Raw genomic sequence first — 24,382 nt, forward strand, 5'->3', positions numbered from 1 at the left:
CAGCCATGACCCAGTTCACGATCAACGGTCGGGCCGTCTCCATCGACGCCGACGAAGATACGCCCCTGCTGTGGGTGATCCGCGACGACATCGGCCTGACCGGCACCAAGTTCGGCTGCGGCATTGGCATGTGCGGCGCCTGCACGGTCCATGTCGGCGGTCGCGCGACACGCTCCTGCATCACGCCAATCAGCGCAGTCGACGGGGCCGAGGTGACGACCATCGAGGGCCTGGACCCGGCCGGCCAGCACCCCGTCCAGCAGGCCTGGTTGGAGCTGCAGACCCCGCAATGCGGCTACTGCCAGTCGGGCCAGATCATGCAGGCCGCCGCCCTGCTCAAGGACTTCCCCGCCCCCACCGACCAGGACATCGACGCCACCATGAGCGGCAACCTGTGTCGCTGCATGACCTATGTCCGCATCCGCGCCGCCATCAAGCAGGCCGCCGCCGCGATGGGAGAAAAGTCGTGAGCCGCCTGCCGACGAAAAGCGCACCGGGCAGCCTGCTGTCGCGTCGCAACTTCCTGGTCGCCTCCACCGGCGCCGGCCTGGCCTTTGGCTTCTCGGCCCTGGTCGAGGCGGCGATGGATCCGGCCGCGCCCGGCGGTGTTCCGATGACCGCGACCGGCCCTCGTTTCGAGCCGACCTTGTGGTTCGCCATCGATGGCGAGGGGATCGTCACGGTCAACATCATCCGGGCCGAGATGGGCCAGCATGTCGGCACCGCCCTCGCCCGGATCCTGGCCGACGAGCTGGACGTGGCCTGGGACAAGGTCCGCATCGTCCATGTCGACACCGATCCCAAGTGGGGCCTGATGGTCACCGGCGGCAGCTGGTCGGTGTGGCAGACCTTCCCGATCTTCAGCCAGGCCGGCGCGGCCGGACGCATCGCCCTGGTCGAGGCCGGGGCCAAGCTGCTGAACGTCTCGCCGACCGGCGGGACGGCGCGCGGCGGCGTGGTCCATGTCGGCGGCAAGTCGATCTCGTACGGCGACATCGTCAAGCGCGGCGGCGTCGCGCGGCAGTTCACGCCCGAGGAACTGGCCAAGCTGCCGATCAAGCCGGCCGCCGAGCGCAAGCTGATCGGCAAGCCGGGCAAGGCGCTGGACATCGCCGCCAAGACCAACGGAACGGCGATCTACGGCATAGACGCCAAGGTCCCCGGCATGGTGTTCGCGCGTCCCAAGCTGCCGCCTACCCGCCACGGGGCCAAGGTGCTGTCGGTGAACGACAGCGCCGCGAAGAAGATCAAGGGCTACCTGCGCTGCCTGACGCTGGAAGATCCGTCGGACACCGTGCCCGGCTGGGTGCTGGTGATCGCCGAGAGCTATCCGGCGGCCTTGCGCGCGTCGGAACTGGTCAAGGTGAAATGGGCCGCCGGCCCCGGCGCCAAGGTGTCGGAAAAGGACCTGCAGGACCACGCCGCAAGCCTGATCGCCAAGGCCGACGGCGGGGCGCTGCTGGAGAACAAGACCGCCGACACCGCTTCGGCCTTCAAGGCCGCCAAGTCGGTGCTGGAGCAGACCTACACCGCCGCCACCGTGCTGCACTTCCAGCTCGAGCCCCTCAACGCCCTGGCCTTCGAGAAGGACGGGGTGATGGAGATTCACACCGGCAACCAGTGGCAGAGCCTGATCCTGCCGACCCTGGCCAAGGCCCTGGGACGTCCCGAGACCAAGATCGTCATGCGCACCTACATGCTGGGCGGCGGTTTCGGGAGACGGCTGAACGGCGACTACGCGGTGCCGGCGGCCCTGGCGGCCAAGGCGCTGGGCAAGCCGGTCAAGCTGGTGCTGACCCGTGAGGACGACGTGCGCTTCGACTCGGTGCGCTCGCCCTCGGTGCAGACGATCCGCATGGCCTTCGACGGGGCGGGAAACATCCTCGCCCAGGAGCATCACGCCGCCGCCGGCTGGCCGACCCTGGCCAATGCGCCGGCCCTGATGCCCAAGGGCAAGAATGGCGTGGCCTATGACCCCTTCGCCATCTCCGGCGCCGACCACTGGTACGAGGTCGGCGCGCACAAGGTGCGGGCCATCAACAACGACCTGGCCAACGAGACCTTCCGTCCAGGCTGGCTGCGATCGGTGGGACCGGGCTGGACCAACTGGGCGGGTGAGAGCTTCATCGACGAGGCCGCCCATCACCTCAAGACCGATCCGGTAGCCCTGCGGCTGAAGCTGCTGACAGGCGCGGGCGCCAACGCCGGCAGCGACGCCAGCACCAAGGGCGGCGCCAAGCGCCAGGCCGAGGTCGTCAGGCGCGCTGCCGAAGCCGCCGGCTGGGGCAGGCCCCTGCCCAAGGACACCGCCCTGGGCCTGGCCACCAGCTTCGGCCAGGAACGCGACATGCCCACCTGGGTGGCGTGCGTCGCCCGCGTCCACGTGGATCGCGCCACCGGCGTGGTCACTGTGCAAAAGCTTACCCTGGTGACCGACGCCGGGACCATCGTCGATCCCGACGGCGCCCTCGCCCAGACCGAGGGCGCGGCGTTATGGGGCCTGAGCATGGCCCTGCACGAGGGGACCGAATTCGTGGACGGCCAGGTCAAGGACCTGAACCTCGACACCTATACGCCGCTTCGGATTTCCGACACGCCGGAGCTGGACATCCAGTTCGTCGACAGCGTCGAGGTCCCGGTCGGCCTGGGCGAACCGGCGACGACAGTGGTCGCTCCGGCCATCGCCAACGCCATCTTCCGCGCGGTCGGCGTCCGTCTGCGCCATATTCCGATCCGCTCCGCCGATGTTCTCAGCGGGCTGACAGGCCGTTCCTGAACGCGTCGAGCCGCGTCACAACCGTCTTGGAAACGGCGCTTAAGAAGTGGTCAAACGCTTGACCAGAGCGCCGAGCAGCGTCGTGGTCTCCGGCTCGGGCGGGCCGACAAGGTCCGCCGGCGCACCAATGTGGCCGGCCGCCCATGAAGTCGACGAAGAGCTTCTCGCCCGCCAGGTGCTCTTGCCGCATGACGAGGCCGAAGCGTTTGCGACTTTTCTGAAGGCGGCGACAGAACTCGCGGTAAGACATTGCATCACCGCTCGGCACGCTATCCTCGTACTCCTCCCAGAGCATGTAACGATCTACGCCCTTTTTTCGGAGCTGCGCCTCTACAATAGTCCAGTCTGGCTCGATGAATTTATTCTCGCCCTCCCTTTTTGGGTTAATGCCGGCCGCAATCTCGTCGTCGGTTAATGATCGGACGTGTTCAGTCGTCCAGCCAAGTTTGAGCGCTACTGATTTGTACCTCGAAACTGTTGAATGGGCGCAGTTCAGACGCAGCGCGATCCTTCGGGCGCTGTGATCAGTGGACAACGCCTGCATAACTATAGCTCTATGATCTACCATTTGCCTCTCCACGTTCTTGGGAGGCGGATAGGCGCGCGACATCGCGCCGTGCGGTCGGCGCACGGTTGACAGCGGCGCGTGAGCGAGGGAAATTTAGAAACCGGTTCCAAACGGTTCTAGATTTCAGACGCCCCGGACGCGCCAACGTCCGGGGTTTCGCTTATCCGCCAAGCTAAAAATTCAAGTCAGATCTACTGGGGCGCTTCTCCCTCGGTTCTTTGCTGATAGCGCTCCGGCCAAAGATCTCGCGGGGCAAGACCCAGGGCCCCGGCGATCGCGCTTTCAATGCGCTCGGATCGACGTAGACCTTGGCTCACAGTCGTCACAGTCGACGCGCGAACCTCCAGCTGCCGAGCGATCGCTGAAAGCGACGTGCCTCGAAGTTGAAGGCTGGCCTTGATGCGCTGATGTTGCCGCATGGCTGGAGTCATGCGCATATCTAACGAAAGAAGTTAGACTAAAGCTAGCACAAATGGGTATGCTGATGGCTGACTATCCCAACGCCGCTATAGGACTGCGCCTGCTCCGGCTTCGACAAGCCAAGGGTTTAACCCAGGCGGGAATGGCCGACGCCGCGGGATTGGGCCTTCGCACGTACCAAAACTATGAGCGCGGTGAGCGCGAGGTATCCGCCACGGCCGTGCGCAACCTCTATCGTGTGTTTGGAGTCGATCCGGTCTGGCTATTGGACGGCGGCGACACCGATCCGCGAGACTACGCGGCAGAGGTGGATTTCCAATTGCTCACGATAGTGCATGAAGAGGTAGAGCGCCGCTTGGCGGGACGGTTGCGCCCGCTTGAGCAGGCCCGAAAGGTCGAGCTCATCATGTTGATCTATCGCCATTTCGTCAGCGTCCGGGGCGCTGATCCGGCGTTTCTCGACCATGCAATGCGGTTGGTCGCCTAATGAATGACAATCAGCCCAGTCCGACGAAGCAGCTGGCGACGCCCGAAACCGAACGTCTGCGCGCTAGGATCAGAAGCCTGCTTGCCGACGAAGCCTGCGAGGCCTGCACTTCGGAGACTTGCTTGGCGCATATGCCACGAACGGAGCGCTGGGCTCGGATGCTGATTGTTGGCGCCGTGATCGGATGGATGCTGGCTCAACTGGGATTTCCGCAAACGCGCTGGATTTCGGAATGGCTCTGCTATGGCGTCGCCGCTATGGGCACGGTCATGCTTCACCATGGCCGCCGCCGACGTCACCTCATCGCAAAATCGGCTGGATCGGATGCACAGGTGTAACGCTGAGGATATGCGCGCCGAGCGCGACGCATTTTCATCCCAAGACTAGGTCTGAGATCGGCGCAGCGAAGCCCACCAACTAAAGAGCCGCCGAAGCAAGGTCTTCCTCGCCAAAAGCTCTGGTCCCGCAGACGGCGCGTTTACGGCGGGCAGCTCAGGTTTGGCATGACACGCTTGCTCATCGGCGGGTACATAGTAGAGACGGCCGTCGGGTCTCCGTTTCAGTACAGCGCCCTTGCCAGCTCGTCTCTTCTCTCGATCGAGCCGTATAAGCTCATCATAACCGCCCGCCCTTTTGGCGGCGGCTCCGACGCGGATTTGGTCTCGTGTTGTTGTCAGCACGACCATGACGGCCCTCGATCACGAGGACATTGTAGCTGAAGCTTATTTAGCCGTCTTGCTCTGCGCGCTAGGCTCGAAACAGCTCAGCCGGCTCGACGCCCAGCCCTCGCGCCAGAGCATAGACTGCTTTTAGGCCAGCGTTCCTCTCACCGCGCTCAACGCCGCCGATATAGTTGCGGTGGAGTCCCGACCGGTCGGCCAGCTCTTCCTGGCTAAGCCCAGCTGCGGAGCGCAGCAGGCGCACCGTTCGGCCAAATCTAAGGAGGTCAGCATTCGACACACGACAAGCGTTGCGGGCCTGGGGCCAACCCTCTACACATGATGAGTGTGATTTTCACACTCGATGTGTGTAACTTGAGAGCGCGGATCGGTTATGGAAGCGCCGGCCATACGGGTCACGTCCCTCATTGACGCGGTCGTGGAGTCTATCGGCGGCGCGGATCAGCGTTCACGAGTGGATGTCCATATCGCGATCTTCAACCACGCGATGTTGGAGATCGTGCGGGCCAGCGAGGGGGCGCCGGAACGCGCGTATGCGAGAGATCGCATTCTCGCCGCCCTGACGCGGGTGATCGACGACACGCTCCTACGTCCTGATGTCAGACCTTGATGCTCGGGCCCGGGCAACCGCGCGAGGGCTGCTCAATTCAAGAGAAGATCTCCGCTCCTCTGGAGGGACAGTTCCGTTACGCGAGGTGTGCGCTCGCCTAGGCCTTTCCCGTCGAAACGTTGATGTCCTCGTCGCCAACGGTTCGCTTTTGGCCGTCAGGGGCGTCGGGGGGCGCCGGTATTTTCCCGCAGCGCAGTTTGATGGCGACGGCCACGTTGTTGTTGGTCTGGCGGATGTTCAAGCTGCGCTTGGCTTTCAAAGCCCTTGGTCGGTGTTGAACTTCTTGGTCAATGAGAATGACCTCCTGGGCGATGAACGGCCAATCGAAGTTCTGATGCGAGGCGACCTAAGGCGGGCACTGCAGGTAGTGAATGTCCAAGGTGTTCACGGAATATAACGATCTTCCCGCTTTCCCGAGTGCAAAATACAGAGAGCATTGACAGGCAAGCGCCGTGAGTAGACGTCGGTGTCTGTCCCGCAAGGAGACCCGCAGGGGCCTCTCCTTGAAAGCAAGGTCTACGTTTTGGCCGGCAATTAGCGAGGCCGCTTAGACGTAGGCGCTGCTCTGCATCTGGGCCAGAAGGCGCGACAGCACGACGCGACCATCCCAAGTATCCAAATACTCGATGGGGCGCTCGCCGCTCAGAGCCGGTAAGGGTGACGTCACCCACTGGGCAAACCAGTTGGACGCGTTGAACTCGGCAGGCTCACCGGAAGCTCTCACCATCGTTTCAATCTGGCCAATCAGCACCGCTATTCCAAGGGCGCATTCGCTTCTTCCTACGGACAGGCGCGCGCCGATGGCCGCCATTCTGCCTATGCCCCTCTGGGAAAGCTTCAGAGTCGACAGTTCTCGTCCACACCCAAGCATAAAATCACCAAGAGCGAGTTTGACCCAGCGTGCGGGCAATCCGCTCTTGGCTACCGCGATCCGTTCGATCGGTGCGGCCTTGAACGCATCCATACAGGTCCAATTCAGGAGCGCTTCTGGGGCGTGATCGGCGATTGAGGGTGGGGTCATGCGACTCCTTCATGCCCTGTAGCGGCCTCTGGCCAAGCACCTAGTCAGTCTGCCTGATAGATTACCCGCGCGTCGATCCACTTCAGAATGAGGTCCGCGATCCGCAGGTTGTTCTTGTCCTGCATCAGCATGTGGCTGTTGCCGCGTATGCCCAGCTCGGCGGTCGCGATGATGTCAACCCGACCGCCAGCGGCCTTGATGCGCGCGGCATAGGCGCGGCAGCCATCGAGGCGGTTTTGCCATGTGATGCCGTCCAGCCCTGTCGGAACCGCCAGGTTGTCGCCGAACACCACCAGGGTCGGAATCTTGGCCAGCTTGGCGATCTGCTCGTCCGTGTAGTTGCCTCGGCAGGCGCCCGGCTCGACGGCGACAATGCCGGCGACGCCCGTGGGGTCGATCAGCGCCGCATCCATCGGAAAAGGTCCCGACTGTGAGTGGCTGATGAGCACTGCGTGGTTCAGCTGGATCGCGAGATCCGACAAAGCCTTCAGCGTCGGATTGGGAAACGGCACTTGCGAGGTGAGGTCGGGAATGGCCTGCTTGGAGAGTTCGCCAATGGCCTCGACGGGAAACTGTTGTCCTGGGAAGGCTTTGCCGAACTTCGGCCCGAAGCGGAAGTTGGTCCAGACGCCCACCCGGTCGCCGAAGCGGAAGGCCCCCTGTCCCATCGCGGCTGGCGCGCCGGGCGCGGTCGGCGCGACCGATCCGGTCGGCGCGGCGCTGGCGCCGGACAACCTGTTGTTCAGCGCGGCCTGGTTGAACCCCGAGCGCGCCCGGCCGACTTGGTCCACGACGTAGGTCGGATGCGCCTCGCGGACGAAATACTCAAACCACCCCATGCGACCGTCGGGCGTGGTGTCGTAGCTTTTGCCGCTGAGCGCCGCGCCATGGATCATCACCACCGGAAGCTTCGCCTTGCCGACCGGGACCATGTACTCGACGTACATCTGGTCGACCGTGACGCTGTCATCGGGGCCGAGGAGGATCTCGCTCGCCTTCTGCTCCACCGAGCGACCGCCCACGAAGAAGCTGCCCCGGCTCTTCAAGACCAGGGGCTTGTCGGGAACCTGGACGGACTTCAGCGTCTGCGACACGGCCGTGGGCGCGAGGCCAAGGACACCAAAGGTCGCGCAGAGCGCCATGACACTGGCGCGGAACGAAAGGCTGGCGGTCACGCCCATTGTCGATCTCCCTTCGAACTTCGAAGCAAGGCTATCGCGGCGACAAAGCCTCGATTAGCGGGCGGAAACGACTTGGTGTTTTTAGCCGATCTAACAAATGTGTCCGCGATGGCCGCTTAGCGTTCCTTGAATCGGAGCGCCTCGATCAGCAGCGAGAAGGCCGGCGAAGCGTGTCTGCGGCTGGGATAGTAGAGATGATAGCCCGTGAACGGCGGGCACCAGTCTTCCAGCACGCGGATCAACTCTGCGGAGGCGATGCAGGGCGCGGCGACATCCTCGGGCATGTAGGCCAGACCAAGACCCTGCAGCGCCGAGTCCAGACGCTGGCGAATGGTGTTGAACACCAGTTGCCCATCCACCCGCACCTTCACCTCGCGTCCATCCCGCTCGAACTCCCACGGGAAAAGGCCGCCATAGGTCGGCAGGCGCATGTTGATGCAGTTGTGGTCCGTGAGGTCCTGTGGCGTGAGCGGTCGCTGGCGCCCTTCGAAGTACGCCGGTGATCCGACGACGGCCATGCGCATGTCGGGGCCTATGCGCAGGGCGATCATGTCCTTGGCCACCTGCTCGCCAAGACGTACGCCAGCGTCGAACCCCTCAGAGACAATGTCCACCAGTCCATAGTCGACGACGATCTCGACACGGATGTCCGGATAGTCCGGCAGAAGCTTGGCCAGGCCCGGCTGCAGGACCGCGCGCGCCGCGTGTTCGCCGGCGGTGATCCGGATCGTGCCGGCGGGTCGCTCGCGCATGTCGGCGAGCGCGGCCAGCGCCTGCTCGATTTCCTCGAAGCGCGGGGCGATAGTTTGCAGCAGGCGCTCTCCCGCCTCCGTGGGCGCAACGCTGCGCGTCGTGCGCGTCAGGAGGCGAACGCCCAGCCGCCCCTCCAGCCCCTTGATCGTCTGGCTAAGCGCCGAGGGCGATACGCCAAGCTTGGCGCCGGCGCGCGTGAAGCTGCGCTCCTTGGCCACCGCGGCGAACGCGGCCAGTTCGTCGAAACCCTGAGCCATTTATTAGTCTCGCTAAAAACGACATGGCGATTATGGGGCCTAATCGCCGGAACCAGCCAGGCCTATCTTGCCAACCATGCGAAGGCGCAAGGGGGCTCCGCGTTCGCGACAGCAAACGGAGCACCACATGGAAAAGCGCATTCTTGGGCGTAGCGGTCTCGAGGTGTCGGCCCTGGGCCTTGGCTGCATGGGCCTGAGCCACGGTTATGGCCCGGCCGTCGACAAGGACGCCGGGATCGCGCTGATCCGCGCGGCCGTCGAGCAAGGGGTCACCTTCTTTGACACAGCCCAGATCTACGGCGAGGCCAATGAGGCCATGGTCGGCGAGGCGCTGGAGCCGTTCAGAGACCAAGTGGTGATCGCCACCAAGTTCGGCTTCGAACCGGGCCAGTCGTTCGGCGAGCAGAAGCTCTCAAGCCGCCCCGAGACCATCCGCCAGGTCACCGAAGGCTCGCTGAAGCGTCTGCGGCTCGAAGCCATCGATCTCTACTATCAGCACCGCGTGGATCCCGAGGTGCCGATCGAGGACGTGGCGGGTACGGTCCGGGACCTGATCGCCGAAGGCAAGGTCAAGCACTTCGGTCTTTCCGAAGCCGGCGTCGAGACCATCCGGCGAGCTAACGCCGTGCAGCCGGTGACGGCGCTGCAAAGCGAATATTCCCTCTGGTGGCGCGAGCCCGAGCAGGCGGTGATCCCCACCCTGGAAGAGCTCGGCATCGGCTTCGTGCCCTTCAGCCCGTTGGGCAAGGGCTTCCTGACCGGGTCCATCGCCGCCGACGCGACCTTTGGCAAGGACGACTTCCGCAGCATCGTTCCACGCTTTGGCGGTGAGGCGCTCAGCGCCAACCAGGCCTTGGTCACGGTGCTGAAGGACCTGGCGGCGAAAAGGGGCGCGACCCCGGCCCAGATCGCCTTGGCCTGGCTGCTGGCACAGAAACCATGGATCGCGCCGATCCCGGGCACCACGAAGCTTCACCGCCTTTCCGAGAACCTGGCCGCCGCCGATCTTGGGCTGAGCGCCGCGGATCTGGCCGCGATCGAGGCGGCGGTGTCGCGGGTGACGGTCCAGGGCGACCGCTATCCGGCCCATCTGCAAGCCCGTGTCGGGCGGTGAGATGAACGCCATGTCTCGACGCGCGGCCTTGAGCGCCCCCGCCGCTCTTTTGCTCGCGACAAGCGCCGCTGCCTGCGCACAGGAACGGACGGCGACGGCTTCGCGCACCCTGGTGGCGTACTTCAGTCGCTCGGGAAACACCCGGGTCATCGCCGGCCAACTGCACCGGGAGCTGAAGGCCGATCTTTTCGAGATCCTGCCCGCCATGCCGTATCCCGAGGAATACGAGCAGACGGTGGAGCAAGCCCGCCAGGAGCGCGACGCCGGCGTCCGGCCGCCGTTGAAGGCGAGCGTCCCGAACATCGCCGCCTACGACACCGTCTTCCTCTGCTTTCCGATCTGGGGCGAGACCGCGCCGCCGATCGTCCGCAGCTTCCTGGCCGCGCACGATCTGGCGGGCAAGACGATCCGGCCGGTGATCACCCACGGGGGCTATGGCCTGGGCGACAGCCTCGCGGTCCTCAAAAGCCACGCCCCGAGCGCCCGCCTGGAACCGGCCTTCTCGATGGAAGCCGACCAGGAGCGACGCACCATGACCCAAGTCCGCGAATGGCTCGGCGCGATCACGCGAGCCTGACCTCATTTACCGGAGCACCCACATGCAAAAGCGCAAACTCGGCCAAGCCGGCCTTGAAGTCTCCGCCCTCGGCTACGGCTGCATGGGCCTGAGCGCCGCCTATGGTCCTGCGACGCCTCACGACGAAGCGGTCGCGGTCATCCATGCGGCGTTCGACGGCGGCGTCACCCTGTTCGACACCGCCGAGGCCTACGGTCCCTTCGACAATGAAGCCCTGCTGGGCGAGGCGGTCGCGCCGTTCCGCGACCAGGTGGTCATCGCCACCAAGTTCGGCTTCGACATCGACCTGGAGACGGGCGCCCGGACCGGCGGCCTCAACAGCCGGCCCGAGCACATCAAGGCCGTCGCCGAAGCGCAGCTGAAGCGTCTACGCACCGACCACATCGACCTGCTCTACCAGCATCGGGTCGATCCGGCCGTGCCGATGGAGGATGTGGCCGGCGCGGTGAAGGACCTGATCGCGGCTGGCAAGGTCAAGCACTTCGGGCTCTCGGAACCCGGCCTGGAGTCGCTGCGCCGAGCCCACGCCGTGCAGCCGGTCACCGCTCTGCAGAACGAATATTCGCTGTGGACCCGCGACGTTGAGCATAATGGCGTGCTGGCGGCCTGCGAGGAACTGGGCGTCGGCTTCGTGCCGTTCAGCCCGCTGGGCGCGGGCTTCCTGACCGGCAAGATCGACACGACCACCCAGCTGGACCCGAGCGACTTCCGTTCCTTCTCGCCGCGCTTCGCCGCCGACGCCCGCGCCGCGAACATGGCCCTGGTCGATCTCCTCAAGACGATCGCCGCGCGCAAGTCGGCGACCCCGGCCCAGATCGCGCTGGCCTGGCTGCTGGCCCAGAAGCCCTGGATCGTACCGATCCCCGGCACCACCAAGCTTCACCGCCTTACCGAGAACCTGGGCGCGGCCAGCGTCGAGCTGACGGCCGAGGATCTGGCGGCGATCGAGGAAGCCGCCGCGAAGATCCCGATCCAGGGCGCGCGGCTGCCCGAAGCCGTCCTGGCCCAGACCGGCCGCTAGCCTGACCCGACGCGACAGGAGATATCCATGGACGACAAGAACCCCACGACCTCCGGCGTCGGACGCCGCGACCTGCTCGCGCTGAGCCTTGCGCTGCCGGCCGCCGTGGCCGCAGGCGTCGAGGCCCAAGCGAAAGCCACTCCCTCCGCGTCGAGCTTGGGACGCCGCAAGCTGGGCAGCCTCGAGGTGTCGAGCATCGGCATGGGCGTGCAGAATATGCACCGCGCCTATCCGACCACGATCCCGTATCGCCCCGAGATGGTGAACATCATCCGCGCCGCCCACGAGCGCGGCGTCACCTTCTTCGACACCGCCGAGGCCTACGGCCCGTTCGAGAACGAGCGCATCCTCGGCGAAGCGATCGCCGCGTTCCGCGACAAGGTGGTGATCACCAGCAAGTTCGGCTGGAACATCGACCCCGAGACGGGTCGGCGCGGCCCCGGCCTCAACAGCCGCCCCGAGCACATCAAGGTCGCGGTCGAAGGCATGCTCAAGCGCCTGCGCACGGACCGGATCGACCTGCTCTATCAGCACCGCGTCGATCCGCAGGTCCCGATCGAGGACGTCGCCGGCGCGATCAAGGACCTGATGACCCAGGGCAAGGTTCTGCACTGGGGCCTCAGCGAGATGGGGCCCCAGACCCTGCGCCGCGCTCACGCCGCCCTCCCGGTCACCGCCGTCCAGAACGAATATTCACTGCTCTGGCGCGGGCCGGAAAAGTGGGTGTTGCCGACATGCCAGGAGCTCGGCATCGGCTTCGTCTGCTGGAGTCCGCTGGGCGTCGGCTTCCTCAACGGGGCCATCGACGCGGGGACCCGCTTCGCCGACGGCGACATCCGCAAGGTGGAGGGCCGCTTCTCCCCCGAGAACCTGCCTCACAATCTGGCCCTGGTGGATCTGCTGAAACGCTGGGCCGAGCGTAAGTCGGCGACGCCAGGCCAGATCGCCCTGGCCTGGCTGCTGGCTCAGAAGCCGTGGATCGTGCCGATCCCGGGCACGACCCAGATGGCGCACATGATCGACAACGTTGGCGCGGCCGCGATCCGCTTCACGCCCGCCGAGCTCGGCGAGTTCACCGCCGCCGCTTCGGCGATCCAGATCCAGGGCCTGCGACTGCCCGAGGGCGTCCTGGCCTTCTCCGAGGTCGAGGCCCCCGCCCGCACCTGACGCCGGCCCCTTCAAGCAGGAGTTTCCCATGAAGCCTGTCGCAGCCGCTATCGCGGCTCTCGCCCTGGCGACGCCGGCCGAGCCTCAGGAACGCAAATCCGTGGCGCCCAAGGCCATGCAGGCGGTCGCGCCGGGCCTTGCGCGCTACACCGACGACGTACTGTTCGGCGACGTCTGGATCAGTCCGGCCCTTAGCCCGCGCGATCGTAGCCTGGTGACCGTGTCGGTGCTGATCGCCACCGGCAAGACGGCGCAGCTGACCGGCCACTTGGGGCGCGCGCTCGACAATGGCGTCAAGCCGACCGAGATCGCCGGGATCGCCACCCAGCTTGCCTTTTACACAGGCTGGCCAAACGCGGTCTCGTCACTTGAGGTGATCGACAAGGTCTTCACCGACAGAGGCGTGGACAAGATGGCGTTACAGGCGCCGGTGGCCGCCAGTCTGCCCGCTCCCGCCTCGGACGCCGCTCGAGCTCGGGCCGTGGCGGCGAACATTGGGCCGGTGGCGCCCAAGCTGGCGGCGCTGACCAACGATGTGCTGTTCGCCGACCTGTGGCGGCGGTCCGACCTTGGTCCGCGCGATCGCAGCCTGGTCACCATCGCCGCGCTCGCCGCCAATGGCGATGAAGCCGGGTTGGCGTTCCATATCGACCTGGGTCTCGAAAACGGGCTCACACGCGCCCAGATCGGCGACCTCCTGACCCATCTGGCGTTCTACGCCGGCTGGCCCAAGGCGACGGCCGCTGTCGCCGTCGCGGACAAGGTGTTCAAGGCAAAGGGCGCCGAACCGGCGGCCCCGGCCGCCGGCGCTCTGGAGGTCATTCCGCCCGGCGCGCGTCCAGTCCAGGGACCGTCCGCCACCTTCACCGGGGCCGTCACCGTGACCTCGCCGTTCAGGGGCAGCGGTCAGGCCCGGCTCGGCGGCGCGACCGTCACTTTCCAGCCTGGCGCGCGGTCCAACTGGCACACCCATCCGCTGGGCCAACTCCTCATCGTCACCGCCGGCGAGGGTCTTGTGCAGGCCGAGGGTGAGCCTATCCGGCGGATCAGGCCTGGCGACGTCGTCTGGACCCCACCCGGCGTGAAGCACTGGCACGGCGCGGCTCCGACCAGCGCCTTGACCCATGTCGCCGTCGCCGAAGCCTTGGATGGCGTCAGCGTGACCTGGCTGGAGCCCGTCACCGACGCCGAATATCGCGCGCCGCCATCCGCTAGCGACGCTGCTTCCTCCGCCTTGAAGCCGTGACCGGCGCGTCAAGCAAATCAACCCATGGAGTTCCGATGACCGGCGTCCCCATTGGCAAGAACAGACGCGAGTTCCTAGGCGCTTCAGCGCTCGTCCTTTCAGCTTCGGTTCTAGGAGTCACCACGATGACCACGACCCCCGCCTCGGCCGCGGCCGAGACGACCAATCCCTTCACCCTCGTCTATGGTGGCGCCATCACCAAGAACGAGCCGGGCAAGGTCAACATCCACCCGGTCACCTACAAGCTCGGCGGCCTGGACATCGTCGCCAATGTCTACACGCCGGCGAACTACGCTCCGGGGCAGGCCTATCCGGCGGTCGTGGTGGCGCACCCCAACGGCGGGGTGAAGGAGCAGGTCGCGGGCCTCTACGCCCAGCGCCTAGCCGAGCAGGGCTACATCACCATCACCGCCGACGCGGCCTATCAGGGCGGTAGCGGCGGGCTCCCGCGCAGCGTGGACAAGCCGATGTTCCGGATCGAGGACATCCACGGCATGGCGGACTTCATCACCCGCTATCCCGGGGTCGACGCCGAGCGCCTGGGGCTGCTTGGGATCTGCGGCGGGGGCGGCTATTCGCTGGCGGCGGCCAAGACCGACAAGCGCTTCAAGTCGATCGCCACGCTCAGCATGTTCAACTCCGGTCGGGTTCGCCGCAACGGCTACCAGGACTCGGCGCTGGCGACGATCCAGGACCGCCTGAAGCAGGCCTCGGCCGCCCGCGCCCAGGAAGCCGCCGGCGGCGAAATCCTCTATTCCGGCGACGCCAACCTGAGCGACGCCCAGATCGCGGCCCTGCCGTTTGATCTCTATCGCCAGGGCTATGAGTACTACTGGAAAACCCATGCCCATGCGGGCTCGACGTTCAAATATACGACGAGCAGCCTGCTGGACCTAATGCGCTGGGATGCGACCGACCAGATCGCGTTGATCGACGTCCCGCTGCTGATGATCGCCGGAGCTAAGGCCGACAGCCTCTACATGACCGAGGACGCCTTCGCCAAGGCGACCGGAACCAAGGACAAGACGCTGTTCAAGATCGACGGCGCCACGCACATCGAGACCTACTGGGTTCCGCAATATGTCGACGCCGCGGTGGACCAGCTCACGCCGTTCTTCAAAAGGACGCTCGGCGCCAGTCAATCCTGAGATCGACGACGGCGAGCGTAGTCTCCTGTGCTGACCTTAGCCACGTTTTTACACGTCCGTCGTCAGGCGATTGCGCGGCACTAGCGACCTTGGCGTGGCTCCAGAAACCTGACGTTGCCGCCCATTTGCGCGGCGCTCCACGCTATATCCCCATAGCGCGTACTTTCGCGCGCGGGGGGGGGGTCAGACGGCTTTGCTATCGGACCGCTGCCCCATCTCCTGTTCGGACGCGATCCACCATCCAGCTGGCCATGAGCTCAAGCGCGTGGGGTGACACGGTCTCGTCGATGTCGACGTATTCTTCGGGACTGCCGGTCTCCGCCCGCTGAAGCAGGTGGTTGAGGCCCGGCATCTCGACGACCGTCGCGCCCTGCACGTCCTTCAAGGCCTCACGCGCTATCACGGCGTTGTCGGCGGCGGGGACCTGGGCGTCGAGTCCGCCGTAAACCGCGAGCACCGGGATCTTGAGCCCGCGCAGGACCAGTGCGGGATCATGGGCCAGAAAGTAGCGCTGCCACCGCGAAGTAATGCTCTTGGCCAGACTGTCGGCCTCGCCGGCGTCCACGAGCTTGTTCTCGACACCTCGCGCCAAGATCGTCTTCGCCTCAGCGCGCGCCGCCTCGGCCGTGGGGGCGGCAATGACCGCTGCGTAGAGTTCGCGATCGAGAGCTTGTCGACCAGCGACATAGGCTTCGGGCGCGCCGTAGAGCCTGGCCACCTTGGCCGACTGAGCCACGAACAGCTTATCTCCGCGGATGGCTGGCACGGCCATCATGACAATGAAGGCAACTGTGGGGTCGCTCGCGGCCACCATAGGCGCGATCACGCCGCCTTCGGAGTGACCCAGGACACCGACGCGGAGCGGGTCGATTTCGAGATACGCCATAAGGAACCTGACAGCGGCGGCGCCGTCGGTCGCGAAATCGGCCGTGGTGGCGCCCCGATAGGCGCCGCCGGAGCCGCCAACGCCGCGCTTGTCATAACGCAGCACCGCCAAGCCTTGCCGTACGAGCGCGTCGGCCAGCACGGTGAAGACCTTGTGTCCGTCGACCTCCTCGTCGCGCGTGTTAGGCCCCGTCCCCGAGACCAGGACCACGGCCGGAAACGGTCCCGCGCCCTCGGGCAGGCTGAGCGTGCCCGCCAAGTCGATCCCTGCCGTCTCATTCCTGAACACCACACCCCGCTCGACATACGGTCGCGGACCAGACGCGATAGCGTCCTCTTGAGGACGCTTGCGAACCCTGGCGGCCATGCTTCCGGGCGCGGCGCGTTGTAGCAGTAAGGGGTGACTGCCCTGGAAGACGAGATCGCCTCGCCATCCCTTGCTGCCCCCGTCCCAGGCGGCGTCATAGCGAAGGCCTAGCTTCTCGACGGCGAAGCTCAACTTCGTGCCATCAGAAGTGACGGTGTCGAGGGTTGTCTCCATGTTGCTAGGATTGATCAGAACCCCCGCATAGCCGGTCGCAGTTTTGTCGATGCGCAGCCTGACCTTGAAGCCGGATGGCAGGCTACCGGTCCAGTTACCGGTAGCCTCCTCGGCCCCGGCCGATGCTCCAGCAGCCAGTATCGTCAGCACGATCGCGCCAATCGCTCCAAGCTTTTCCACTAGTCGTCCCCCGGGGCGATAATTTGCGCGAGCATCGACTAACCCAGGCCGGCGGCAAATTAATTCGCGCTCATCAGGGCCGCCGTCGCGTCAATCCAGAGACCATTGGCCTTGGCGCGCCAGAAGCTGACGTTTCGATCGCTTCAGATCCCAGACATTGAAACCGCCCCCGCCCAACGATCCACGGTCTTGGGTAGATAGCGCCAGTCACGCCGCCGTCGCACAGGACGGACGCATAGAGCTTGTTCCAAGATCACGGGTCTTGTCCGGTGGCCGATCGCAAGCCCTAAGGCCGCGATCAGCCTGACGCGTTACATCATTCCAAGCACTGGGTGGGTGACGTAGGGGTTTTCAAGCGCTTCGATTTCCTCTGCGGACAACACGATGTCGAGAGCCGCGACAGCCTCTTCGACATGGGAGACCGCCGTCGTGCCGACGATTGGCGCGGTGACATAGGGCTTGCTCAGCATCCAGGCCAAGGCCATCTGCGCCATCGATATGCCGCGCGCCTTGGCTAGCGCCTCCAGATTGTCGATGACGACCTTGTCGAGCGCGTTGGTGCTGTCCCAGACCCATTTGGAGACTTCGTCGATCTCCACGCGCGGGGTGACCTTGCCCCATGTGTGGGCCAGACGACCGCCGGCGAGCGGGCTCCAGGGCGTGATGCCGATCTTGCGATCCTCGCACAGAGGGATCATCTCCCGCTCTTCTTCGCGGTAGATCAGGTTATAGTGGTTCTGCATCGCCACGAACTTGGTCCAACCGTTGTTCTGGGCGATGTTCTGCAACCGCTCGAACTGCCAGGCATACATGGTCGAGGCGCCGATATAGCGCGCCTTTCCGCTCTTCACGACGTCATGCAGCGCCTCCATGATCTCCTCCATGGGAGTCAAGGGATCGAGGCGGTGGATCGTGTAGAGATCCACATAGTCCAGGCCCAGCCGCTTGAGGCTTTTGTCGATCTCGCTAAGGATCTCCTTACGCGACAGCCCTCCGCCATTGGGTTTGCCGGGGCGCATCTCCATGCGGACCTTAGTGGCGACGACGATATCGTCACGGTCTAGCCCGTATTCTCGGATGAGCTTGCCAGTCACTTCCTCGCTGGTGCCCAGCTGGTAGATATTCGCCGTATCGAAATAGTTGATCCCTAGTTCGATCGCCTTCCGGAAGATGGGCTTTGCGTCGTCAAAATCCCTCGCCCAAGGGAACAAGCCATGTTCGCTGCCTGGCTTGCCGAAGCTCATCATGCCGAGACAAATCCTGGACACATCGACGCCCGTATTTCCGAGCTTCACGTATTTCATGGCCATTCCTTTAAAGGATGTGTTTGGAGCTAAGAGAAGCGGCCGACGCGGGGAAGCGAAGCGCTGGCCCAGACTAGAAAAGGGGCGACGCCCGGGTCAGGCTGGCGCCAGCTCGCCGAAGAAGTAGCTGGCGGTCACGCCGCCATCGATCAGGAAATCGCTGCCGGTGATGAAGGCGCCGTCGGGCCCCATCAGATAGGCGCCCAGGAGACCGATCTCGTCGGGCGTGGCGGCACGTCCTGCGGGCGATCTGGCGAGCATGTTGCGATAGCCTTCGCCGCGCGGCCCTGTCAGCTCGTCACGCGCGAGCGGGGTCATGACGATGCCTGGGCTGATGGTGTTGAGGCGCGCGCCGCGTTTCGCCCAGGCCACGGCCTCGGCCATCACCCGCAGCGCATTGCCGCGCTTGGAAAGTTGATAGGCATGGAGCGTGTCCTTGACCGCGCCGGGTGCCAGCATCGGCAAGGCGAGCAAATCATCCGCCGGCGTTGTAGCGAGCGCCCTGTCCTCTTCCGGCGTCAGCGCCGGCAGGCGGTGCCCAGATTGTGAGGCGATCACCACGCCCGCGCCGCCGTCGGCGATCACCGCGCCGAACTCTTCTAGTACAACCGCCGTACCGAAGAGATCGACCTTGAGGATCGCCTCGATCGGCGCCTGGGACGGCGAGACGCCGGCGGCATGGATCAGCCCGGTCACCTGACCGAGCGCGGCGGCCTTTTGGACCAACGCTTTGACCGAGGCGCGGGAGGAGACATCGACGGTGGCGGTGCTGATCTCGAAGCCCGCATCGGCGAAGACGGTCGCAGCCGCATCGGCCGCTTCAATCCGTAGGTCGGCGAGCAGGACATGCTTGCCCGCACTCACCCGTCGGGCAATCGCCTGGCCGATCGAGCCGGCCCCTATCACGACGACGACTTGGCTGATTTTCGTGTTCATTTCTGTACCTCCTCGGCGAGATAGTCCTCGTCGGTGACATGCTCCATCCAGTCGACGGCACGGCCATCAAGGCTTTCGGCGATCGCGATATGCGTCATCGCCGTGGTCGACGTTGCGCCGTGCCAATGGCGATGTCCCACCGGACACCAGATGACGTCTCCGGCGCGGATCTCCAGCTTTGGCTCCCCCTCGCACTGGGTCCAGCCGACCCCACTGGTCACGATGAGCGTCTGACCCAAGGGGTGGGTGTGCCAGGCGGTGCGAGCGCCGGGCTCGAAAGTGACGATCGCACCGCCAGTCCGTCCTGGCGCCGGCGCTTGGAACGGCATGTCGATCCGAACGTCGCCGGTGAAGGTCTCAGGCGGCCCCTTGATCGAGGGCGATGCGCCATTGCGTTTGATCTGCATCGACAGTCTCCTTGGATCCGCAGGAGTTAGAGGTGATGAACTCCGAGGCTCTCGCGCACGCCAAACCCGGGCTCGCTTACGAGCCGCACGATCAGGTCCGCGATGCTCTTGCGCGATACGTAGGCCGAGGAGTTTTCAAAGGGTTCGCCCTTGACGCTCGTGCCATAGGCGATCTCGTCCCGGTCATTGAGCCAGGCTGGCCGGATCACGGTGTAGTCGAGGTCCGAGCCCTCCACGACCGCCGCCGAGCGACGATACGGATCCAGGATCGCGCCGTGCGTCTCGCCATCCTCATCATAGATGCCCATCGAGCTGATGAAGATGAGCCGCCTGACGCTCGCCTTGTCCATCGCCGCAACGATGGCCCGCGCCTGCCGCTCCATGTCGCCGGCGAGATTGGCGTAGACGATGTCATGCCCCGCCATCGCCGCGTCGAGCGCGGCCTGGTCCAGGACGTCCCCCTCTATGATCCGCACCCGGTCTTGGCCCGCCCACTGGCGCAGCCGCGCCGCGTTACGGAGGTAGAGCGTCAGTCGCGCCTCGGTTCGCTCGACCAGAAGGCGCGTGGCGACGCGCGCGATCTGCCCGTTCGCCCCAAGGATTAGGATGTTGCCAGGCGAGGATGTCACGATCGTTGACCTTTGCGCGTGGAGGACGAGTTACCGATAGGAAAGCTGGAGCAGGCCCTCGGGCAGACGCGCGCCCGCCACCTCTAGGTCGTCGAAAGCAGCTTCGATCTTGGCCATGTCCTCCTCCCCGAGGATCACGTCCGTAGCGCCCAGATTTTCCCTCACGCGCTCGAGCTTTCGCGTACCAAAGATCGGAACGATGAAGGGGGTGCGCGCCAACAACCAGGCCAGGGCGACCTGGGCCGCCGTCGCCTGCTTCTCGGCGGCTATGCGGTTCACCAGGTCGACAATTCCTTGGTTGGCGTCGCGCGCCTCCTTGGTGAAGCGTGGCGAGGTGGCGCGAAAATCAGTGGGCGCGATCGGGGTGTTGGCGTCGATCTTGCCGGTCAGGAAACCTGACCCCAGCGGCGCCCAAGGCACGAAGCCAATGCCCAATTCCGCGCAAAGCGGCAGCACGTCTGGTTCTGGGTCTCGCGTCCAGAGGGAGTATTCGCTCTGGATGGCCGTGACCGGCTGGACAGCGTGGGCGCGCCGGATCGTGTCAGCCGCCGCCTCGGACAGCCCGAAATGCTTGACCTTGCCAGCGGCGATGAGGTCCTTGACGGTCCCCGCCACGTCCTCGATCGGCACATTGGGATCCACCCGGTGCTGATAGAGCAGATCGATCGACTCGATGTTCAGTCGCGCGAGGCTGGCGTCGACGACATGGCGGATATGGTCGGGACGACTGTTGACGCCGCCCTGACGTTGGCCGGTTTCCTCGTCAATGGCGAAGCCGAACTTGGTAGCGATGACGACCTCATCGCGGACCGGTGCCAACGCCTCGCCGACAAGCTGTTCATTGGTCCAGGGCCCATAGGCCTCGGCGGTATCGAACAGGGTGACGCCGAGATCATGCGCGCCGCGGATCACGCGGATCGCCTCGGCCTTATCCGGCGCTTCGCCATAGGTCGATGCGAAGCTCATCGTGCCGAAGCCAATTTCCGAGACGGTGAGATCGCCGAGTAAGCGGGTCTTCATGGGACAGTCCTTTCAATCAAGACGAGGGGCCGGCGCATCGGTGCGCGGCAACCATCGGGACAGGATGAAGCAGGCGAGGCCACCTACAGCCACGGCTAGCCCCAGTGGGCGCGGCGTTCCGTCCGCCAGCAGGGCGACTAGACCTGAACCGGCCATGCCGATCCCATAGTGCAGGGCGCCGACGAGGGCGGAAGTCGCCCCCGCTCTCCGCGGCTGGGTGGTGAGCGCGCCGGCGATCGAGTTGGCGACGATCAGGCCCGACATGGCGCAATAGGCCAATAACGGCAGGACCAGGCCGACGAGACCGTCGATGCCCGTCAACGCCATGATTAGAGAGACAGCGCCGGCAGCGGCCGCGCCGATGGCGCCCGTCTGCAGCAGCTTGCGGCTGCCCCTCCGCGGAACCAGTCGTACATTGACTATATTCATCGCCATGATGCCGATGATTGAGGCTCCAAAAAGAAAGCCGTAGATTTGCGCGGGCACCTTGTAATATTCGATGAAAACGAAGGGCGTGCCGGAGATATATGCATATATTCCGACATAGAATAGGCCGCCGACGATCGCGTTTAGCATCACATTTCGGTCGCGTATGACGTCGAGGTAACTGGCAAAGGCGAGACTCAGAGGACCTGTCCTGCGCGAATTTTCCGGCAAAGTCTCATCGATGGTGAACAGCGCCGCCAGAGTTGCCAGGCCGAAAATCGCCATGCTCCAAAAGATCGCGGGCCAGGCAGCGATCCGGAGAATCTGCCCGCCGATCAGCGGACCAAGCAGAGGCGCAACCGCCATGATGGTGATCAGCGTCGATAGCATCTGCGCAGCGCGACCGCCCGGATAGAGATCGCGGACCATGGCGCGGGCCAGCACCACGCCCGAGCAGGCGCCCAGCGCTTGCACGATCCGCCAGCCGATCATCTGCCAGGCGTCGCTCGATAGCGCGCAGCCCGCCGAAGCGACGACGAACAGAAGCAACCCAAAAGCAACTGGCGTACGCCGGCCGTAACGGTCGCCGATCGGCCCCCAGATCAATTGCCCAAGACTGAAGCCGATCAGATAAGCGCCGATGGTGAATTCAACCGTGCCGTGGCCGGTGCGCAGCGCCTTAGCCATGACAGGAACGGCAGGCAGATAGAGATCGGTCGAGATCGACCCGAACCCCATGAGCGCGCTGAGCACGATCATCACCCAGAGCTGGGGCCGCCTCGCCGACGCCAGCGGTTTGGCCGCCGGCTCGGCGGCGGCAGTGTCGGTTGACATGACCACTCTCGTTTTCCTCGCCGCAAGGGCTATGGCATTGCCGTCTTGCGCGGACGGGACTCTGCTCAGCGCCCCGTGGTCGCTAGCAGATGCGCCGGATAGCGCTCGCCTTCGATATCGAGGTCGGCCAGAGCCTGAGCGATCTCGAAGAGATCGCCGTCATTCAGCTCGAGATCAGCGGCGGCCAGGTTCTCTTCCAGGCGATGCAGTTTGGTGGTGCCAGGGATCGGTACGATCCAGGGCTTCTGCGCCAGGAGCCAAGCCAAAGCGACCTGCGCGGGGGTGGCGCTCTTCTGCGCCCCGATGGACTTGAGCAGATCGACCAACGCTTGGTTCTTCGCCATGGCCTGGGGGGTGAAGCGCGGCAGGTTGTTGCGGAAATCGCCTTCGCCGAGCTTGGTGTCCTTGCTCATCGCGCCGGTGAGGAACCCCTTGCCAAGCGGGCTGTAGCAGACCAGGCCAATGCCTAGCTCTTCGCACGCCGCGAGTATGCCGTTGGTCTCGACGCCACGTGACCAGAGCGAATACTCGTTCTGCAGGGCGGCGACCGGTTGCACGGCATGGGCGCGTCGCACCGTCGCGGCGCCGGGCTCCGACAGGCCAAAATGGCGCACCTTGCCCGCCGCGATCAAATCCTTGACCGCTCCAGCGACGTCCTCGATTGGCACGTCGGGATCAACGCGATGTTGGTAGAAGAGGTCGATGGCCTCGATGCCGAGCCGCTGGAGCGAAGCGTCGGCCACCGCCTTGATATGCTCAGGCCGGCTGTTGAAGCCTCGGCTTTGCCCCTCAACGATGTCGAAGCCGAACTTGGTGGCGATCACGACCTGGTCGCGGATTGGGCGGAGAGCTTCGCCAACCATCACCTCATTGGTGAAAGGACCGTACATCTCGGCCGTATCGAAGAAGGTGACGCCGCGATCAGCCGCCTGGCGGATCAGGGTGACGCCCTCCTCCTTGCTCACCTTGGTGGCGTAGCCGAAGTCCAGCCCCATACAGCCGAAGCCGAGGGCGGAGACCTCGAGCCCGCTCGCGCCCAGTTGTCGCTTGATCATCGCCATTTCCGTTCATCACGCATGTGACCTTGACGGCGCCAAATTAGGCGGAAGCGATTGATCGAATTAGATGGCAATATTTTCTAGGCTATATGACCTACAGTCATCAATTTGCGGGCTTTCCTAATGCGGCGCGAAGACATCGCCGATCTCACCATATTTCTGGCCGTCGCCGAGGAAGGAAGCTTCACGGGCGCCGCCAATCGCCTTGGGCTCTCGCAATCGGGACTGAGTCATAGCATCCGCCGCCTGGAGGATCGCCTGGGTCTCAGACTTCTGGTGAGAACGACCAGGAGCGTTGCGCCGACTGACGCTGGCGAGCGTCTGCTTGAAATCCTTCAACCCGCCATGAACGGCATTGAAGGAAGGCTCGCTGAACTGACCGCGTTGCGCCAAACCCCGGCGGGCACCATTCGGATTTCGACTTCGGAACACGCAGCGCAAGCAATACTCTGGCCCGCGGTCGATCGGCTCATCGCCAAGTATCCCGACATCGTCGTGGAAATCTGCACCGACAATGGCTTCATCGATATCGTCGCCGACCGGTTCGATGCTGGCGTCCGCTTGGGTGAACAGGTCCAGAAGGACATGATCGCGGTGCGTATCGGGCCGCGCATGCGCATGATCCCCTTCGCATCTCCCCACTACATCGAGACCCATGGCGCGCCGCTGACTCCGCACGACCTCGCGCGCCATCGCTGCATCAATCTGCGTTTCACGAACGCTGGCGGCATCTATGCCTGGGAGTTTGAGAAGCAGGGCCGCGCCATGCATGTGAAGGTCGAAGGCCCACTCGTCTTCAACAGGACGCCGTTGGTTATTCAGGCCGCGATCGCAGGACACGGCATCGGCTTTCTGCTTGAGGACGCGGTTGCGCCCTGGATTCAGAAAGGAGCGCTAGTGCCGCTGCTCGATGACTGGTGTGAGCCGTTCGACGGCTATTTTCTCTATTACCCGTCTCGGCGCCACTCTTCGCCGGCATTTAAACTGCTGGTGGACGAGCTTCGCTATCGCGAAAGGGACGCGCCGGCTGCTCATGACCGGGAGTCATGAGATCAATCGATATTCATCTGTAGCGGACGAAGAGATGCCTCTCGTATTCTCCATCGTATTCGCCGTATCTCGATCGAAACAACGGG

At 64.6% G+C, this 24,382-nt stretch carries 27 protein-coding genes and 1 pseudogene; 12 read left to right on the forward strand and 16 right to left on the reverse strand.

Annotated elements, in window-relative coordinates; genetic code table 11:
* Positions 1-5 precede the first annotated feature (5 nt).
* Together CSW62_RS12345 and CSW62_RS12350 are read left to right on the forward strand one after the other, a co-directional pair.
* Positions 6-470, forward strand: coding sequence for a (2Fe-2S)-binding protein (locus tag CSW62_RS12345; protein WP_099578201.1), 465 nt, complete (start codon positions 6-8; stop codon positions 468-470).
* The gene (locus CSW62_RS12350) at positions 467-2,776 is read left to right on the forward strand and encodes a xanthine dehydrogenase family protein molybdopterin-binding subunit (protein ID WP_099578203.1); all 2,310 of its coding nucleotides are present in this window, start codon (positions 467-469) and stop codon (positions 2,774-2,776) included. The genes CSW62_RS12345 and CSW62_RS12350 overlap by 4 nt, the downstream gene beginning before the upstream one ends.
* Here the strand turns inward: CSW62_RS12350 and CSW62_RS26145 are convergent.
* Positions 2,751-3,320 (reverse strand): hypothetical protein, encoded by a 570-nt coding sequence (locus CSW62_RS26145; RefSeq protein ID WP_143324379.1) that lies wholly within the window; start codon positions 3,318-3,320, stop codon positions 2,751-2,753. The two genes, CSW62_RS12350 and CSW62_RS26145, sit on opposite strands and share 26 nt — an antisense overlap.
* A 215-nt stretch (positions 3,321-3,535) precedes the next feature.
* Complete coding sequence (locus CSW62_RS27460; RefSeq protein WP_369827466.1) at positions 3,536-3,781, reverse strand: transcriptional regulator; 246 nt, start codon at positions 3,779-3,781, stop codon at positions 3,536-3,538.
* Positions 3,782-3,828: 47 nt separating this feature from the next.
* Here CSW62_RS27460 and CSW62_RS12365 point away from each other — a divergent pair, with 47 nt between their 5' ends.
* Together CSW62_RS12365 and CSW62_RS26150 are read left to right on the forward strand one after the other, a co-directional pair.
* Positions 3,829-4,251: a helix-turn-helix domain-containing protein gene (locus CSW62_RS12365; RefSeq protein ID WP_158235430.1), complete on the forward strand. Its 423-nt coding sequence runs from the start codon at positions 3,829-3,831 to the stop codon at positions 4,249-4,251.
* Between the two features lie 158 nt (positions 4,252-4,409).
* Positions 4,410-4,589, forward strand: a complete 180-nt coding sequence (locus tag CSW62_RS26150; protein ID WP_143324380.1) for a hypothetical protein — start codon at positions 4,410-4,412, stop codon at positions 4,587-4,589.
* Between the two features lie 180 nt (positions 4,590-4,769).
* Here CSW62_RS26150 and CSW62_RS26925 read toward each other — a convergent pair.
* Together CSW62_RS26925 and CSW62_RS12375 are read right to left on the reverse strand one after the other, a co-directional pair.
* A pseudogene (locus CSW62_RS26925) lies at positions 4,770-4,937 on the reverse strand (hypothetical protein); the annotation flags it as partial.
* Between the two features lie 61 nt (positions 4,938-4,998).
* Positions 4,999-5,211, reverse strand: coding sequence for a helix-turn-helix domain-containing protein (locus CSW62_RS12375; protein WP_099578209.1), 213 nt, complete (start codon positions 5,209-5,211; stop codon positions 4,999-5,001).
* 93 nt (positions 5,212-5,304) lie between these two features.
* Between CSW62_RS12375 and CSW62_RS12380 the strand changes: the two genes are divergently transcribed.
* Positions 5,305-5,541 carry a hypothetical protein gene (locus CSW62_RS12380; RefSeq protein ID WP_099578211.1) on the forward strand — a complete coding sequence of 79 codons (237 nt, stop codon included), beginning with the start codon at positions 5,305-5,307 and terminating at the stop codon, positions 5,539-5,541.
* Positions 5,542-5,638: 97 nt separating this feature from the next.
* On the opposite strand, the gene CSW62_RS26410 is transcribed toward CSW62_RS12380, so the two are convergent.
* From CSW62_RS26410 to CSW62_RS12395, 4 genes are all read right to left on the reverse strand, one after another.
* Positions 5,639-5,800 carry a hypothetical protein gene (locus tag CSW62_RS26410; protein WP_158235431.1) on the reverse strand — a complete coding sequence of 54 codons (162 nt, stop codon included), beginning with the start codon at positions 5,798-5,800 and terminating at the stop codon, positions 5,639-5,641.
* A gap of 288 nt (positions 5,801-6,088) precedes the next feature.
* Positions 6,089-6,562, reverse strand: a complete 474-nt coding sequence (locus CSW62_RS12385; RefSeq protein WP_099578213.1) for an MbcA/ParS/Xre antitoxin family protein — start codon at positions 6,560-6,562, stop codon at positions 6,089-6,091.
* Positions 6,563-6,606: 44 nt separating this feature from the next.
* On the reverse strand, positions 6,607-7,743 hold the full coding sequence (locus tag CSW62_RS12390; protein ID WP_099578215.1) for a hypothetical protein: 1,137 nt from the start codon (positions 7,741-7,743) through the stop codon (positions 6,607-6,609).
* 116 nt (positions 7,744-7,859) lie between these two features.
* On the reverse strand, positions 7,860-8,753 hold the full coding sequence (locus tag CSW62_RS12395) for a LysR family transcriptional regulator (RefSeq protein WP_099578217.1): 894 nt from the start codon (positions 8,751-8,753) through the stop codon (positions 7,860-7,862).
* 127 nt (positions 8,754-8,880) lie between these two features.
* Here CSW62_RS12395 and CSW62_RS12400 point away from each other — a divergent pair, with 127 nt between their 5' ends.
* The 6 genes from CSW62_RS12400 (at position 8,881) to CSW62_RS12425 (ending at position 15,026) form a co-directional block, all read left to right on the forward strand.
* Complete coding sequence (locus tag CSW62_RS12400; RefSeq protein WP_099578219.1) at positions 8,881-9,867, forward strand: aldo/keto reductase; 987 nt, start codon at positions 8,881-8,883, stop codon at positions 9,865-9,867.
* A gap of 10 nt (positions 9,868-9,877) precedes the next feature.
* Positions 9,878-10,444, forward strand: a complete 567-nt coding sequence (locus CSW62_RS12405; protein ID WP_199170582.1) for a flavodoxin — start codon at positions 9,878-9,880, stop codon at positions 10,442-10,444.
* A 22-nt stretch (positions 10,445-10,466) separates the two neighbouring features.
* Positions 10,467-11,465: an aldo/keto reductase gene (locus CSW62_RS12410; protein ID WP_099578224.1), complete on the forward strand. Its 999-nt coding sequence runs from the start codon at positions 10,467-10,469 to the stop codon at positions 11,463-11,465.
* A 27-nt stretch (positions 11,466-11,492) separates the two neighbouring features.
* Positions 11,493-12,632 (forward strand): aldo/keto reductase, encoded by a 1,140-nt coding sequence (locus CSW62_RS12415; RefSeq protein WP_099578226.1) that lies wholly within the window; start codon positions 11,493-11,495, stop codon positions 12,630-12,632.
* 28 nt (positions 12,633-12,660) lie between these two features.
* Complete coding sequence (locus tag CSW62_RS12420) at positions 12,661-13,878, forward strand: carboxymuconolactone decarboxylase family protein (protein ID WP_099578228.1); 1,218 nt, start codon at positions 12,661-12,663, stop codon at positions 13,876-13,878.
* Between the two features lie 125 nt (positions 13,879-14,003).
* Entirely contained in the window at positions 14,004-15,026 is a 1,023-nt protein-coding gene (locus tag CSW62_RS12425; protein ID WP_199170583.1) for an alpha/beta hydrolase, read from the forward strand.
* A gap of 196 nt (positions 15,027-15,222) precedes the next feature.
* On the opposite strand, the gene CSW62_RS12430 is transcribed toward CSW62_RS12425, so the two are convergent.
* The 8 genes from CSW62_RS12430 to CSW62_RS12465 all read right to left on the reverse strand — a co-directional run bounded on the left by CSW62_RS12430 (position 15,223) and on the right by CSW62_RS12465 (position 23,243).
* On the reverse strand, positions 15,223-16,632 hold the full coding sequence (locus CSW62_RS12430) for a S9 family peptidase (protein ID WP_143324382.1): 1,410 nt from the start codon (positions 16,630-16,632) through the stop codon (positions 15,223-15,225).
* A 311-nt stretch (positions 16,633-16,943) separates the two neighbouring features.
* Positions 16,944-17,936: an aldo/keto reductase gene (locus tag CSW62_RS12435; protein ID WP_099582272.1), complete on the reverse strand. Its 993-nt coding sequence runs from the start codon at positions 17,934-17,936 to the stop codon at positions 16,944-16,946.
* 96 nt (positions 17,937-18,032) lie between these two features.
* Entirely contained in the window at positions 18,033-18,872 is an 840-nt protein-coding gene (locus CSW62_RS12440) for an SDR family oxidoreductase (protein WP_199170584.1), read from the reverse strand.
* Positions 18,869-19,279, reverse strand: a complete 411-nt coding sequence (locus CSW62_RS12445; RefSeq protein WP_099578233.1) for a cupin domain-containing protein — start codon at positions 19,277-19,279, stop codon at positions 18,869-18,871. Before CSW62_RS12445 ends, CSW62_RS12440 begins: the two co-directional genes overlap by 4 nt.
* A gap of 26 nt (positions 19,280-19,305) precedes the next feature.
* Entirely contained in the window at positions 19,306-19,908 is a 603-nt protein-coding gene (locus CSW62_RS12450) for an NAD(P)H-binding protein (protein ID WP_099578235.1), read from the reverse strand.
* A 30-nt stretch (positions 19,909-19,938) separates the two neighbouring features.
* Complete coding sequence (locus CSW62_RS12455) at positions 19,939-20,928, reverse strand: aldo/keto reductase (protein ID WP_099578237.1); 990 nt, start codon at positions 20,926-20,928, stop codon at positions 19,939-19,941.
* A 12-nt stretch (positions 20,929-20,940) separates the two neighbouring features.
* Positions 20,941-22,188, reverse strand: coding sequence for a multidrug effflux MFS transporter (locus CSW62_RS12460; protein WP_099578239.1), 1,248 nt, complete (start codon positions 22,186-22,188; stop codon positions 20,941-20,943).
* A gap of 65 nt (positions 22,189-22,253) precedes the next feature.
* The gene (locus CSW62_RS12465; protein WP_099582274.1) at positions 22,254-23,243 is read right to left on the reverse strand and encodes an aldo/keto reductase; all 990 of its coding nucleotides are present in this window, start codon (positions 23,241-23,243) and stop codon (positions 22,254-22,256) included.
* 126 nt (positions 23,244-23,369) lie between these two features.
* Here CSW62_RS12465 and CSW62_RS12470 point away from each other — a divergent pair, with 126 nt between their 5' ends.
* Positions 23,370-24,296, forward strand: a complete 927-nt coding sequence (locus CSW62_RS12470; RefSeq protein ID WP_099578241.1) for a LysR family transcriptional regulator — start codon at positions 23,370-23,372, stop codon at positions 24,294-24,296.
* Positions 24,297-24,382 lie beyond the last annotated feature (86 nt).

This window comes from Caulobacter sp. FWC2, assembly GCF_002742625.1.
Taxonomy (GTDB): domain Bacteria; phylum Pseudomonadota; class Alphaproteobacteria; order Caulobacterales; family Caulobacteraceae; genus Caulobacter.